The sequence below is a fragment of the Marinomonas sp. G8-14 genome, assembly GCF_055808935.1.
Genome location: NZ_CM147891.1, coordinates 2,968,795 through 2,981,939 on the forward strand (window position 1 = coordinate 2,968,795; position 13,145 = coordinate 2,981,939).

The following is a 13,145-nucleotide window of genomic DNA, read 5'->3' on the forward strand; positions in this document are numbered from 1 at the left end:
CACCTTGATACCCACCTATGATAGCGGGTTAAGAATAAACCAGCCATCAATAAGAAAGATAAGACGTGTTTTTTGGTTGATTAAAAATAACAAAGACTCTGTCTAGAGAACCTTTGCCTCAAGAACAATCTCTTGGATTCAGAACGTATTTACCGAGCACCACCTCGATGTTTAAAAGGTAATGCGATCTCTACATAAAGTGTGTCTGCTATATCCATGAACAGGCATAAAAAACCCCGTTATTAGCCAGTAATAACGGGGTTTTTAGTTATCTTTTATTAGTTATCTTTATAAACGCTATTTCGCGTTTATAAAACAGTCTTTCGGTTACTTGTTGGCTTCACGGCGAGCGGCGATTTCTTCGCGGCGCACACGTTGTGCTAGTTTATCCAGAATGCCGTTAACGTATTTATGGCTTTCGGTAGCACCAAAGGCTTTAGCAAGCTCAACACTTTCGTTGATCGCAACACGGTAGGGTACGTCTAAACGTTGAGACAACTCATACGAACCAATTCGCATTACCGCTAACTCGATCGGATCCAGTTCGCTCAATGGACGGTCCAGTAGTTCTTCAAACAAAGCGTCTAGTTTCTTAGCGCTTGCCGTGACACCTTGCAGCAACTCACGAAAGTAGACTTTGTCACAAGAATCCATATCTTGATCTTGGTTCATTACGAACTGGGTTTCTATCTCGCTAACCGCAGTTTTGTTCATCTGCCACTGGTAGACAGCTTGCAATGCCAAACGACGAGAAGCACTGCGCAATTGCGAACGTGAAGGCTTTTTATCCTTACGTTTTGGTGTTGGAGTTTGGTCGTTTGTTGTTTCCACTTCGCTCATTTTTTGCCTCAATTGTCCAGACTACGCCGCCTTATGGGCTGACGCTTTTTGCCTGTTTGGCTTTTGTCTGTTTGGCTTTTGTTTATTTAGAAAATACCCTTGGTTGTTAAAGAGCTACTAGATACGGCTTTTAGACAGCATCTGAGTCATATCGACCAAAGGTACGAATATACGGGTTGTCTTGGGCGGCGATTATAGCAACATTTATTCTAGGTTTCTCGGCAAAGTTTTCTAAATATTCATAAGAAAAAACATTTTTCAGGGATTTTCAAAAAAAACCTGAGAAAGCAATAACTCAGCTTTTACCTATTCGTCAAAATCACCTTCAAAATCTTCATCTAGGTATTTTGGCAAATAAACCAAACGCACATCTTGCCCAACTTGGCGAACCGATTTCAATGTCAGCTCAACGGCTTCGTCCATGGCCTCTAAAGGCAATTTAAATAACGGACGTGCGCTAGAACCCAATAATTTCGGCGCCATGTACACCACGATTTCGTCGATCAGACCTGCTTCTAAAAAACCACCAGCCAATTCAGCGCCAGCTTCTAATAAAACTTCGTTAATGCCGGCATCGGCAAGTTGTTCCATTGCGTCCAGTAGATCGAGCCGACCATCTTCGCCACGCGGAGCAAAACGCACCGTCACGCCCTTCTTGGTCAGGACTTCTAAATGCTCTTCTTCCACTTCGTCTTCGACAGAAAACACCCATGCCTGATTCGCTGGGTAGAGAATTTTGGCTTCTGGAAGAATCGACAGAGCGGTGTCCATCACCACACGAATCGGCTGACGCACGCTTTTGGGGTCCGCTTCTTGGTCATTATTATCGATACGGACCGTCATGCTAGGATTGTCCGCCAATACCGAACCAATCCCCGTCACAATCGCATCACTTTGCGCGCGCAAACGTTGTACATCAAGGCGCGCTGCAGGGCACGTAATCCATTGGCTCTCACCAGATTCCATTGCCGTGCGGCCATCCATACTCATCGCAAGCTTCACTCGCACATAAGGCAGCCCTTCACGCATACGCTTGATAAAACCTGGATTCAACGCCTCACATTCCGCTTCTAGAACGGGGCCGATAATCTCAATCCCGGCTTTTTTAAGTTTTGCCAAACCATTACCAGACACTTCAGGATTCGGGTCTTGCATGCCGTAAACAACGCGCGCGACGCCCGCTTTAATCAAGGCATCGGCACAAGGCGGCGTTTTGCCTTGATGACTGCAAGGCTCTAAGGTGACATAAGCCGTTGCGCCAACAGCATCTTGTTTGGCATCCGCTAATGCGTTGACTTCGGCGTGACCTTCTCCGGCTTTAATATGAAAACCTTGGCCAATGATTTGCTGATCTTTAACCAACACACAACCAACACGTGGGTTTGGATGAGTGGTATAACGGCCTTTTTTCGCGAGCTGGATGGCTTTCGCCATCCAATATTCATGGTTATATGTCATGCTTTATCTTCTTTTTTCGATTCTGGGACGTTTTGTTTTGATTTCGGAACAGCGACGCTATGACTTTCTAGACGGTCTATCGCTTCACGAAACTCACTGATGTCTTTAAAGCTACGATAAACAGAAGCAAAGCGCACATAGGCCACTTGATCGAGACGCTGCAACTCTTCCATAACGGCTTCTCCTGTCCAACGGGAAGGCAGTTCACGCTCGCCAGTGGCTTGCATTTTCTCTTTAATACGAGTGATTGCGGTTTCGACCGCCTCAATGCTAACTGGGCGTTTCTCAATAGCTTTAATAATGCCATTGCGCAGTTTCTCCTCATCAAACGCTTCTCGACTGCCATCACTTTTGATCAATTTTGGCATTTGTAATTCAGCCACTTCAAAGGTGGTGAAGCGCTCTTGGCAATGGATACAGGTTCGGCGACGGCGCACCTGTGCGCCTTCAGAAACTAACCGAGAGTCCACTACTTTAGTATCTTGAGTTCCACAAAAAGGGCATCGCATGGTGCTTCCAATATCGCTAATTTGGTGTAAGAATGCCTAAAAATTAGGCCATCACATGATGGGTGAAATCATACCAACCCCGCCATAATATAGCTACCGAGCTACTGTGTGCGCGTTTATCATTCTTCACGATAGAAGATTAGATGAGTTTATAAGGATTTATATGCCGTTCGCAGAATTATCGGGCTTGGTTGCGGCCTTATGCTGGACTATTTCTAGTTTAATGGCACCAGGGCTGATCCAACGTTTTGGCGCCATGCGCTTTAATACTTTTCGTATTGTCATTGCCAGCTCCATTCTTTTAGTCATTTGCTTAATCACTCAACGCTTTGATGCGACCTTATGGCAACATGCGAAGATCATCATGTTGTCGGGGCTATTGGGCATTTTCATTGGCGACACCATGTTGTTTACCGCTGTACATCGGCTTGGCCCTCGTCGCACTGGTGTACTGTTTGCTACCAATGCCCCCATGTCGATTCTATTAGGCTGGTTGTTTCTAGGGGAAAACCTGTCTTTTAATCAACTGTTTGCCTGTGGCTTAGTATTGGTCGGCGTGGTAATAGCGATTCTCTTTGGACGCAAAAACAGCCTACATGCTTGGGAACAAACCAAAGGCAAATTAAGTATCGGGATTTTGCTAGCACTTGGCGCGGCACTGGGACAGGCCAGTGGTGCCTTGCTGAGCAAACCGGCACTCGTGGATGGCGCCGATCCCATTGCGGTTTCTGCATTACGCGTTGGTACGGGCGCGCTGGCATTGGTGCTGGCTTATGGTTTGTACTATCGACATAAACAACCTGCCGAGGCAATTCCATTTAGCCAGCTCACGCGCTTTGATTTCATGGGCATTGCGGCCCTTGCCACTATCGGCATGGTCATTGGTATGAGCGTACTCGTCTGGGGTGTCGGCAACGCAAACGTCGGTATCGTCACCACGTTATCAGCCGTTGTTCCTGTCTTGATTCTTCCGGGTTTATGGATTACCACAGGCCAACGCCCAGCCTTTGGTGCATGGATTGGTGCGATTTTCGTTGTGGCTGGCGCAGCTTTTATTATTTTATTCAGTCACTAAAAATCACTCAATATTCTTCTTTATCGTATTAAATAAAAAATTCACTTGAAATAGAAAAGCTATAAGACATAAGATTCCAAGATTGTAATTTTATGTAACAAAAAAAGGAAATAGCATAAAGTGAATACATTTAAATACATAGGGATGATGATTCTGATACTTCACTCATTTCATGTCATGAGTGCAGAAACCATCAGAGTAAATAAGGTGGTGGGAGAAAAAGAAGAGCTGATGTTCAGCGTATTGAAGCTCGTTATGAGTAAAGTTGACTCAGACGTCACCTATATTCAAAACGACCAAGAGCTAAACACTGCGCGAGCTATTGGCGCTGTTGAGTCAAAGACGTTCGATGTTATGTGGGGAGGCTCTACCTCCACATACGAAGACAAAATGCTACCTGTTAGAATACCGGCCCTAAAAGGATTACTAGGCCATCGCATCTTTATCATTCGTGCTGCTGATCAAGAAAAATTCAATAAAATAAACACCTTGGAAGATTTGAAACGCTTCAAACCAGGCTTGGGAACACTATGGGGTGATACCAAGATAATGAAGTTGGCTGGCATTCCAACTATCACGACGATCAAATATCCCAACTTATTTTTGATGCTAGAAGGTGGTCGATTTGATTACTTTCCAAGAGCGCTCCACGAGCCTTGGGTCGAAGTGAAATCTCGTCCAGAACTGAATTTAGCCATCGATAAACACCTCATGCTGATTTACCCCTTCGCTCAATATTTTTATGTCGAAAAATCGAATAAAGCGCTGCACGACAAAATCTATAAAGGTTTTGAAATGGCCATTGCGGATGGAAGCTACGACAAACTGTTCTTCAATCACCCCATGATTAAAGATGTTTTGGAGCAGGCAAATCTAAAACAACGTAAAGTCATTCGCATAAAAAATGCCACCATGCATCCAGATACGCCCTTTGATCGCAAAGAATTTTGGTTGGATTTAGATAGCCTTTAAACCAGCGAAATAACGACATATTTCTTATACCCAAAGCAACGATACGAGATAGAAATGAATTCAATCAAACAGAAATCCATGCTTTTTCTTTCCAGCGCTTCACTCATCGTGATGGTAATCATTTTCTCCAGCAGCTACATGTTGGCTAAAAATCATTTCGATGATGCGTTAGATAAGCAAATTAAAGGCTTAAACAATACCTTGTCGATTGCGTTACAAGAACCTATTTTTTCTTATGATTCAGGCCTAATTGAACACATTATGTCTTCTTTTATGAATCTTCCTTTTGTGGACAGCATAAAAGCGTATGACCAAAGAAATAAACTACTTGGCACAGCAAAAGACGAACAGAGTACAAAAGCAGACTCCCACGACTTACGTGTTGATAAAATAGATATTACTTGGAGTGACAAGAGTGTCATAGGTCATCTTGAAGTAACATACCGTATGGACAGCAACGCCGAACTACTATCGTCTATTCGAAATATGTTCCTACTGATTGGCGTCATTTTGATACTCGTTTTACAGATCACCAACTGGTTCGTACTAACTCGCTATGTCGTGAACCCAATCAAAGTCGTAGCCAACGCAATGGCTGAAATCGCACAAGGTGGTGGTGATCTAACAAGACGACTCAACATCCAAAGTAAAGATGAAGTCGGTGTCCTTGCCCACGGCTTTGATACCTTTATTTCTAACCTTCATACCTTGGTACAAAAAATTGTTCACTCAAATAACGAACTGTCAAACTGTTCTCACAGCATTAAGTCTAATGCAAATGAAAACGTCAAATCCACAGAACAACAGTTACTAGAAATTGAACAAGTGGCCACTGCGCTCAATGAAATGTCCTCAGCGACACATGAAGTCGCTCGAAACGCCAACGAAACAGCGAATAAAACCCAGCGCTGTAATGAGCTTGCCGTCAAAGGTAACAGCATCGTCAAAAACACCATCAATGATATTCACAACTTAGGTAAGGAAATCAATTCTACGTCTGTGAAAATAGTTGAATTGAAAAATCAAAGCTCTCAAATTAATACCGTATTGGATGTGATCAAAGGCGTTGCTGAGCAAACGAATTTATTAGCGCTTAACGCGGCGATAGAAGCCGCTCGTGCTGGTGAACAAGGTCGTGGATTTGCTGTCGTGGCCGATGAAGTACGTTCATTAGCACAACGCACTCAAGATTCAACGTCTGAAATCGAAGGCATCATTAATAGCTTACAAACCGCCTCTGAGGACGCGAGTAAACTCATGCAGTCGACTAGTGCCACACTACAAAGAACGATTGATGAATCCAGCGGAGCAATTGCCGCACTCGACAATATCATTCAAGATATTATCGTCATCAATGACATGAACGCTCAAGTAGCAACAGCGACCGAAGAGCAAAGCTCAGTTGCCTCTGAAGTCAGCGATAAAGTTCTTATTATCAATAATGCCACGATAGTCATCACCGACAATGCTGCAAACATCGAACAACTTAGTGATCAGCTCGACTCACTCAGCTCAAGCATTAATCGTGATTTATCTAACTTTAAGCTTTAAACGATCTAGATAAAAACGCAGCAAGAACCGTTACGATAAATAGCGGTTCTTGCTCGCATCTGTATTTTTCCCAATCTTCCCCTGTGCTATCCTTACCTAACTAATTTCATTTGGCTCTCCATCAACTTGCCAGACATTTTTTGGTAATCCCGTGGAGCGTTTTAACGAAATTTATTCACGACGTTACGAGCAAAGCCAAGACGAGGCAAAAACTGACGAAAAAGCAAAGTTTATGGTTTATAAATGAGCATTTTGAGTCTGTTTTTAACAAAGTATTGGCGAGCGTAGTAGTCGTGCTAGGATTTCTAATCATAGGATAAGTTGACTATTTATGGCTCAGTTTGTATACAGCATGAATCGCGTTGGGAAAATTGTTCCGCCTAAACGCGAGATTCTAAAAGACATTTCTCTTTCATTCTTCCCTGGCGCTAAGATCGGTGTATTGGGTCTTAACGGTTCTGGTAAATCTACCCTACTTCGTATCATGGCGGGTGTGGATACCGAGCATAATGGCGAAGCGCGTCCAATGCCGGGCATCAAAATCGGCTACTTGGAGCAAGAACCGCATCTTGATCCAGAAAAAAACGTTCGTGGCATTGTTGAAGAAGCCTTTACTGACGTAATTGAAGCGATGGCACGTTTGGATGCCGTCTATGCAGCATACGCAGAACCCGATGCAGACTTTGACGCCCTAGCAAAAGAACAAGGTCAGCTTGAAGCCTTAATCGAAGCGAAAGAAGGTCACAACCTAGATCGTGCCCTTGAAGTCGCGGCCGATGCGCTTCGTCTTCCACCTTGGGACGCCAAAGTAGAACACCTTTCTGGTGGTGAGCGTCGTCGTGTGGCGCTTTGTCGTTTGCTATTAAACAAGCCTGACATGATCCTACTAGACGAGCCAACCAACCATTTGGATGCTGAATCCGTCGCTTGGCTAGAGCGCTTCTTAAAAGATTACCCAGGCACCGTTGTGGCGATTACCCACGACCGTTACTTCCTAGATAACGCCGCTGGCTGGATTTTAGAATTGGACCGCGGCCATGGTATTCCATACGAAGGCAACTACTCTTCTTGGTTGGAGCAAAAGAATGCTCGTCTAGAACAAGAAGCGAAGCAACAAGCCTCTCACCAAAAAGCCATCAAATCGGAACTTGAGTGGGTTCGCCAAAACGCCAAAGGCCGCCAGTCTAAATCCAAAGCCCGTTTGGCTCGATTCGAAGAAATGAACTCACAAGAGTTCCAAGATCGTAACGAAACTAACGAATTGTACATTCCACCAGGACCACGTCTTGGTAACAAAGTCATCGAAATCGAAGGCGTTAGCAAAAGCTTCGAACACAAGATGCTACTAGAAGACTTCAACATGGTGGTGCCACAAGGCGCTATCGTCGGTGTGGTGGGTGGTAACGGTGCCGGTAAATCTACCCTGTTCAAAATGATCGCTGGCATCGAAAAACCTGATACAGGCACAGTGACGTTGGGCGAAACAGTACAACTGGCTTACGTTGACCAAATGCGTGAACTGGATGGCGACAAAACCGTGTTTGAAGAAATCGCTGACGGCCTAGACATGATCACGGTTCACAACTACAAAGTACCGTCTCGTGCTTACATTGGCCGCTTTAATTTCAAAGGATCTGATCAACAAAAATTGGTTAAGCATTTGTCTGGTGGTGAGCGTAACCGCTTGCACCTAGCGAAACTGCTTAAAGAAGGCGGCAACGTATTGCTACTGGATGAGCCGACCAACGACCTAGACGTAGAAACTTTACGTGCTCTGGAAGACGCCCTACTGGCCTTCCCAGGCGCCGCGATTGTTATTTCCCACGACCGTTGGTTCCTAGACCGTATCGCAACACACATCCTAGCGTACGAAGGCGATTCTAAAGCCGTCTTCTTCGAAGGGAACTACGCAGAATACGAAGCCGACTACAAAAAACGTACCGGCAACGACGCCACACCAACTCGAATCAAGTACAAACGTATTGATGCTTAATTCTATTTAATAGGATTAGTTGGTAAAGAATGGAAAGCCGCTTTCAGGAATGGAAGCGGTTTTTTTATTTTTAAAATTATGGTTTTCTTTTACCCTTCTCCGGTTTTCCTACTCACTCATCACTGACTCTTAAGTATTGCGTATCAAACCGTCATATAAGACTTTGTCTCTCATTTACTTAAAAAAATGAGAGACTAATGAGTTTGATGTACACGAATGAGAGACAAGAAACGTACTACCTCATTTATTGCTGAGAGTGAGATACAAAGCTTTCTATATATCCAGTTTAATTGGGTAAAACTAGGCTATCGTTTCTATCCCTTTTCGCTCCACAAGAGAAAGCATTTTCAGCGCAGCGCCTCTGGGTTTGCTTTCACCTTGCTCCCATTTTTTAACCAGCTTATCGCTGACATTTAAATATTGTGCGAAAACGGGTTGGGAAAGGTTATTGGCTAGCCTTAGTTTTTTGACTTGCTCAGGAGTGAAATCATGAATAGAGGTTAAGCATAAGGTATCAAATTGACGCATGGTGGTTTTATCAATCGCACCCGCTTTTTTTAGGCCTTTGGCTGTCTTATGAACAGACTTTAAAATATCACTCATGGCGATCTCCTTCTTGGCAATTTTCTACTTTGATTAACTCTTTCGAAGCTATCAAACTTTCTAGTTCACTCTGGCTAAAACTAATAAACACTTGGGCTAATTCTCTTAGCGCCATTTGCTCTTTTTTGGTGATGTTAGCTCGTTTGTTTTTAGCAAAGGCATACAAGAAAAAATACTTTTCACCAATGACAGCGCCAATAATCGTTCGATAGCCACCACTCTTACCTTTGCTCTGTGTTGCCACTCTCTTTTTATAGAGAGCGCCACCTAGGTCAGCATCAACTAATCCTCTCTGGATCTCATCACATACTTCAATGAGATCCATATCAGACAAACGATCTTTTTTAGTTAAAGAACAAAACTCTTTAGTTTTATAAATAAAAGTATACCCTCCTTGGGTAGTATTTCAACAATACTCAACACATCCTGTGCTTGTTTTATCTTGCCGCTAACCTAACTGTAACACTTTCTTAGACGCCTCGGCTAAGAAGCCAGAGCGCGATTTGTATTTTGGATTTGCGGCGACCATTTTGTCGATTTTGGTAATCAGCAGATGCGGTAAGGTGACGTTAATTTTTTCGCTTTTTCCCAACAAAGGTGTGATATCGACATTCACCACAGCCCATACACCATCGGCGTAGTCTGGATTGTCTTTATGAGCGGTGATTGGGCTTGCGGTTGGAATGTCTTCACCGTCTTCTAACAAGAGTCTCAAGGTGAGAAAAGATTGCTTCTTCGGCCATTTCTAGTGCCTCATCAAATGTATCGCCAGCCGAAAAGCAGCCGGGCACATCTGGCACAGTCACGCCGTAACTAACGCCATTGTCGGTATGCAATACAATTGGGTATTTCATGGTTCGTACCTCTGCTAAAAGCTATTAATAAAGCTGGGCTTGTTTCTTTATGCTGTTAAAAGTACCAATCGGTACATCTTTCTTTGGATGGGGAACCGTCACTGTGCCTTTTTTATTAGGATGCTTAAACTGCACGTGGCTGCCTTTTACTCTAACTTCGTACCATCCGTCTTCGACTAGCATCTGGATTACCTCTCGGCTTTTCATATAACCCCTTTCGCATCCCTTTCCTTAGTATTAATAACAATAACCCCAACACCCCCTTAAAACCAATTGCTTTTTCTTATAACTCCAATAACCCTAAAAAACAATCACTATGATACTAGAAACAAAAAAGCCGCGAACCTTCCAGTAAGCAGCTTCAATAAACAGAGTCGGGCGCTATACAATATCTACACTAATTAACGTGCCATTTGATGCAATGACTTCGTTTTTACCCAAGCATAAATCAGTTGCAATAAGTCCGTTAAGGCTGCCTGTCATGAAGAAGAAATCATCGATATAGCCTCGACGAACACATTCTTGTACGCCCTTCAACAGCACCGCCTTTTTCTGTTCGAAAAAATCGGGGCCGCTGGTTGAGTAGTGGTAGGTTTGTCCACTTTTAAGTGAAAAATCACTTGCGATAGGTTGGCTCGACACTAAGATGCCGTAGTTGTAATAAAAGTCACAAGATTGATAACTCTTGTCATTAATTTTGGGACGTAAAACCTCTATAGCAACAAGTGGCTGGCTGTGGCTAACGGCGTATTCAATATCACTTGGCAAGAGTGGAACACTGCACTGATAGCAGATTTCCACTTCGATACCAGATAACTTGTCTTTTGGTAGCTGAGCGCCCTGATTCTGGAAAATTTGAAAGTCAAAAATAGGCGATAGAATAAAAACACCGGAATCCTCAACGACTTTCCAGCCTTTGATGACGGCACCTTTGCTGGTGAGTTCAGCGATCAACTGATCTTGTGCATGACAAATATCGTCGTAGCTGTCTAGGATAGAAGTAAATACACCCTCTTTAAAAGCACTAAGAATGGCGGAGTATTCTGTAAAATTCATCAATGATCCCTTAAAAAATTTCGCTGTCAAACACCATTGCCTGAAGCCTGAGGACGCGCTCCACGGGTATTTAAACGAATACGATATATAGAAGTAGAAGCGGTAATATACAAGGTCTCTCCTTGGTGATTAGAAGACCTGTCTGTCGCAAAAGTGCAGTTAGATACTTTTTCTGGCACCCGAATTTTGCCTAATAATGTGCCATCCATGTGGTAAATCTGAATACTGTCTTCCGACGAGGTATAAACCCAACCTTGTTGATCCACTCGAAAGCCATCGGCTAACCCCGGTGACACCACGGCAAACAACCTTTCGTTACTTAGCTTGCGCCCCTGCTCGACATCAAACACTTTAATATGATGATTTCCCGAGCCGTCTTCTCTTAGCGCCGCAGAAGTGTCGGCGATATAAAGTTTTGATTCATTTGGTGAAAAGGCCAAACCATTTGGTTCTTCAATCGTATGACAAACAACGGATAGCTCACTGGTGATAGGATCAAAACGATAGACGAAATTCCCCTCTTGTTCAGACTCTGCTTTATAGCCTTCTACATTAGATAAAATGCCGTAAGGTGGATCAGAAAACCAAACAGTACCATCTGACTTCACCACTAAATCATTTGGCGAATTCAAACGCTTACCAAGATATCGGTCGACTAACGTAGTTGTCTCACCTGTTTTTAAATCCGTTCTTTCAATGGATCTACCACCGTGACTGCAATGCAATAGGTTGCCCTGCAAATCAAGATAATGACCGTTGGTAAAGTTAGCAGGCGAACGCCATACCCTTAGGCCTTTCTCCTCGTTCCAACTTAATATTCGATTATTGGGAATATCACTCCATAATAGGGTTTGTGAATGATCGAGCCAAACGGGTCCCTCACTCCATGTTGCTCCTGTGCATACTTTTTCTAAGTCTGATTTCCCTAATAAAATCGATTCTATTCTGTCATCAAATTTTTCCATGGCGATCACCGTTACCTCTACAAGCACTGTAAATAAATCAATGAAACGCCCCTTTCAACAAATGGAAAGGGGCATTAAAACGTTAACTATTTCCAAATGGCTTTGTAGTGTTCACGATAATTGTTGTCTGGATCGAAAATATCGTTTTGACCACCGTCAAACTGAATATTCTCCGGAGTGACTAAGTGTACAGGGGTCGCAAAGCCACTATCAGCAACGCCAGCAAAGGCTCGGTTTAGTTCATCAACAACTTGCCAGCCATGCAGATTAAGTGGCTCTGGTACTGTGCCTACTTGATTAAAGTTAGAGCGTATGCGCGAGTAAGCCGATTGACTACCATCACCTGCAGATATATTACTCGGTAGCTTATCCGCAGGCAGGCCTGACGCATTTAATGCCGACCCGATGTAATCAAAATAAAGGTCATTGATCCCCAAAGAGTAAGTCCACTGACCTTGATAGCGTTGTAACAAAGAGGTCGTTAGCTGAGGCATGCGTGTTGACGTATCTGATAATGGCGTGTCTTCCACAGAGATCAATGTACATCCGCTACATTGCTTAATGACATTTGCCATGGCGTCTGATTTTGCTATCGCAACGGCATAAGCTGAATCAGTAAAAATGACAACACCAGCCTTACCATTGGAGCCTGCCACAGCGGCTAATGCCGCAATCTCAGCCACATCATCCGCACTAGTCGTAATGTTAGAGAAGAGATTTTTGCTTGGAACGGGACCTGGGGTTGGCGCAGAATGCCAGCCCACGACCTTAATGCCCTGTTGTGTTGCGGTTTCCAGTGCTGCTGATTGTTCGTTCACATCAAAGCCCCCTAATACAATACCGTCCGGCTTTAATGCTATCGCTTGGTTAAACGCCGCGGTACGGCCAGATACAGTGCCCTGCCCGTCTAGAACACGAACGTTCCAACCAGTCCAGACTGCAGCCTCTTCTACACCATTACTAACACCAAGTACCCCACCGTTACGCATATCAGATGCTAAAAAAACAATCGTTTTTCCAGACACAGCTTTAGGACCGGTTGTTGGGCCATCCCATGTATTATAAGGAGCCGTGGCCGCTTGAACTTTTGCTTTTGCCATCTCTAAAAAATCATCCGCCTTGGCGCTAGTCGCTCCCATGGCAAGTAATATAGATAAACTCAAAGTGCTGTATTTTAAAATTGACTGATATTTTTTCATGACAACCTCATTCGTATTTTTTGTTTTTATACATCGCAGTTAAATATCGAACCCATTAACGCGCTTCCCT

15 protein-coding genes are annotated in these 13,145 nt (G+C 43.7%); 4 read left to right on the forward strand and 11 right to left on the reverse strand.

The genetic code is table 11. From position 1 onward, the window contains the following. Positions 1 to 327: 327 nt before the first annotated feature. The 3 genes from nusB to nrdR all read right to left on the reverse strand — a co-directional run bounded on the left by nusB (position 328) and on the right by nrdR (position 2,807). Positions 328 to 840: a transcription antitermination factor NusB gene (nusB, locus tag AC0L6V_RS15195; RefSeq protein WP_265218003.1), complete on the reverse strand. Its 513-nt coding sequence runs from the start codon at positions 838 to 840 to the stop codon at positions 328 to 330. 306 nt (positions 841 to 1,146) lie between these two features. Beyond that, complete coding sequence (gene ribD / locus AC0L6V_RS15200; protein ID WP_265218004.1) at positions 1,147 to 2,298, reverse strand: bifunctional diaminohydroxyphosphoribosylaminopyrimidine deaminase/5-amino-6-(5-phosphoribosylamino)uracil reductase RibD; 1,152 nt, start codon at positions 2,296 to 2,298, stop codon at positions 1,147 to 1,149. Then, complete coding sequence (gene nrdR / locus AC0L6V_RS15205) at positions 2,295 to 2,807, reverse strand: transcriptional regulator NrdR (RefSeq protein ID WP_265218005.1); 513 nt, start codon at positions 2,805 to 2,807, stop codon at positions 2,295 to 2,297. Before nrdR ends, ribD begins: the two co-directional genes overlap by 4 nt. 163 nt (positions 2,808 to 2,970) lie before the next feature. On the opposite strand from nrdR, the gene AC0L6V_RS15210 reads away from it, so the two are divergent. The 4 genes from AC0L6V_RS15210 to ettA all read left to right on the forward strand — a co-directional run bounded on the left by AC0L6V_RS15210 (position 2,971) and on the right by ettA (position 8,398). Continuing rightward, positions 2,971 to 3,882: a DMT family transporter gene (locus AC0L6V_RS15210; RefSeq protein WP_265218006.1), complete on the forward strand. Its 912-nt coding sequence runs from the start codon at positions 2,971 to 2,973 to the stop codon at positions 3,880 to 3,882. 120 nt (positions 3,883 to 4,002) lie between these two features. Further along, positions 4,003 to 4,854, forward strand: a complete 852-nt coding sequence (locus AC0L6V_RS15215; protein ID WP_265218007.1) for a transporter substrate-binding domain-containing protein — start codon at positions 4,003 to 4,005, stop codon at positions 4,852 to 4,854. Between the two features lie 54 nt (positions 4,855 to 4,908). After that, positions 4,909 to 6,405 carry a methyl-accepting chemotaxis protein gene (locus AC0L6V_RS15220; RefSeq protein ID WP_265218008.1) on the forward strand — a complete coding sequence of 499 codons (1,497 nt, stop codon included), beginning with the start codon at positions 4,909 to 4,911 and terminating at the stop codon, positions 6,403 to 6,405. A 331-nt stretch (positions 6,406 to 6,736) separates the two neighbouring features. Further along, positions 6,737 to 8,398, forward strand: coding sequence for an energy-dependent translational throttle protein EttA (gene ettA / locus AC0L6V_RS15225; RefSeq protein ID WP_111639096.1), 1,662 nt, complete (start codon positions 6,737 to 6,739; stop codon positions 8,396 to 8,398). A 300-nt stretch (positions 8,399 to 8,698) separates the two neighbouring features. Here ettA and AC0L6V_RS15230 read toward each other — a convergent pair whose 3' ends face one another. The 8 genes from AC0L6V_RS15230 to AC0L6V_RS15265 all read right to left on the reverse strand — a co-directional run bounded on the left by AC0L6V_RS15230 (position 8,699) and on the right by AC0L6V_RS15265 (position 13,075). Then, positions 8,699 to 9,001 carry a helix-turn-helix domain-containing protein gene (locus AC0L6V_RS15230; RefSeq protein ID WP_265218009.1) on the reverse strand — a complete coding sequence of 101 codons (303 nt, stop codon included), beginning with the start codon at positions 8,999 to 9,001 and terminating at the stop codon, positions 8,699 to 8,701. Next, positions 8,994 to 9,326, reverse strand: a complete 333-nt coding sequence (locus AC0L6V_RS15235; protein ID WP_265218189.1) for a type II toxin-antitoxin system RelE/ParE family toxin — start codon at positions 9,324 to 9,326, stop codon at positions 8,994 to 8,996. The genes AC0L6V_RS15230 and AC0L6V_RS15235 overlap by 8 nt, the downstream gene beginning before the upstream one ends. A 123-nt stretch (positions 9,327 to 9,449) precedes the next feature. Next, complete coding sequence (locus AC0L6V_RS15240) at positions 9,450 to 9,716, reverse strand: type II toxin-antitoxin system HicB family antitoxin (protein WP_418138391.1); 267 nt, start codon at positions 9,714 to 9,716, stop codon at positions 9,450 to 9,452. Continuing rightward, the gene (locus AC0L6V_RS15245; RefSeq protein WP_418138392.1) at positions 9,691 to 9,855 is read right to left on the reverse strand and encodes a type II toxin-antitoxin system HicB family antitoxin; all 165 of its coding nucleotides are present in this window, start codon (positions 9,853 to 9,855) and stop codon (positions 9,691 to 9,693) included. The genes AC0L6V_RS15240 and AC0L6V_RS15245 overlap by 26 nt, the downstream gene beginning before the upstream one ends. A 24-nt stretch (positions 9,856 to 9,879) precedes the next feature. Then, the gene (locus AC0L6V_RS15250; RefSeq protein WP_265218012.1) at positions 9,880 to 10,062 is read right to left on the reverse strand and encodes a type II toxin-antitoxin system HicA family toxin; all 183 of its coding nucleotides are present in this window, start codon (positions 10,060 to 10,062) and stop codon (positions 9,880 to 9,882) included. A 174-nt stretch (positions 10,063 to 10,236) separates the two neighbouring features. Continuing rightward, positions 10,237 to 10,911 carry a hypothetical protein gene (locus AC0L6V_RS15255; protein ID WP_409418742.1) on the reverse strand — a complete coding sequence of 225 codons (675 nt, stop codon included), beginning with the start codon at positions 10,909 to 10,911 and terminating at the stop codon, positions 10,237 to 10,239. 26 nt (positions 10,912 to 10,937) lie between these two features. Beyond that, a complete protein-coding gene (locus AC0L6V_RS15260; protein ID WP_265218015.1) occupies positions 10,938 to 11,876 on the reverse strand; it encodes an SMP-30/gluconolactonase/LRE family protein in 939 nt (312 codons plus the stop codon). Between the two features lie 86 nt (positions 11,877 to 11,962). Beyond that, the gene (locus AC0L6V_RS15265) at positions 11,963 to 13,075 is read right to left on the reverse strand and encodes a substrate-binding domain-containing protein (RefSeq protein ID WP_265218016.1); all 1,113 of its coding nucleotides are present in this window, start codon (positions 13,073 to 13,075) and stop codon (positions 11,963 to 11,965) included. Between the last annotated feature and the right edge of the window lie 70 nt (positions 13,076 to 13,145).

Coding starts and splice junctions, on each gene's coding strand:
- ettA (WP_111639096.1), top strand. CDS start 6,737: ATGGCTCAGTTTGTATACAGCATGAATCGCGTTGGGAAAATTGTTCCG.
- AC0L6V_RS15235 (WP_265218189.1), bottom strand. CDS start 9,326: ATGGATCTCATTGAAGTATGTGATGAGATCCAGAGAGGATTAGTTGAT.
- nrdR (WP_265218005.1), bottom strand. CDS start 2,807: ATGCGATGCCCTTTTTGTGGAACTCAAGATACTAAAGTAGTGGACTCT.
- AC0L6V_RS15245 (WP_418138392.1), bottom strand. CDS start 9,855: ATGAAATACCCAATTGTATTGCATACCGACAATGGCGTTAGTTACGGC.
- AC0L6V_RS15265 (WP_265218016.1), bottom strand. CDS start 13,075: ATGAAAAAATATCAGTCAATTTTAAAATACAGCACTTTGAGTTTATCT.
- AC0L6V_RS15250 (WP_265218012.1), bottom strand. CDS start 10,062: ATGAAAAGCCGAGAGGTAATCCAGATGCTAGTCGAAGACGGATGGTAC.
- AC0L6V_RS15260 (WP_265218015.1), bottom strand. CDS start 11,876: ATGGAAAAATTTGATGACAGAATAGAATCGATTTTATTAGGGAAATCA.
- ribD (WP_265218004.1), bottom strand. CDS start 2,298: ATGACATATAACCATGAATATTGGATGGCGAAAGCCATCCAGCTCGCG.
- AC0L6V_RS15255 (WP_409418742.1), bottom strand. CDS start 10,911: ATGAATTTTACAGAATACTCCGCCATTCTTAGTGCTTTTAAAGAGGGT.
- AC0L6V_RS15210 (WP_265218006.1), top strand. CDS start 2,971: ATGCCGTTCGCAGAATTATCGGGCTTGGTTGCGGCCTTATGCTGGACT.
- AC0L6V_RS15220 (WP_265218008.1), top strand. CDS start 4,909: ATGAATTCAATCAAACAGAAATCCATGCTTTTTCTTTCCAGCGCTTCA.
- nusB (WP_265218003.1), bottom strand. CDS start 840: ATGAGCGAAGTGGAAACAACAAACGACCAAACTCCAACACCAAAACGT.
- AC0L6V_RS15230 (WP_265218009.1), bottom strand. CDS start 9,001: ATGAGTGATATTTTAAAGTCTGTTCATAAGACAGCCAAAGGCCTAAAA.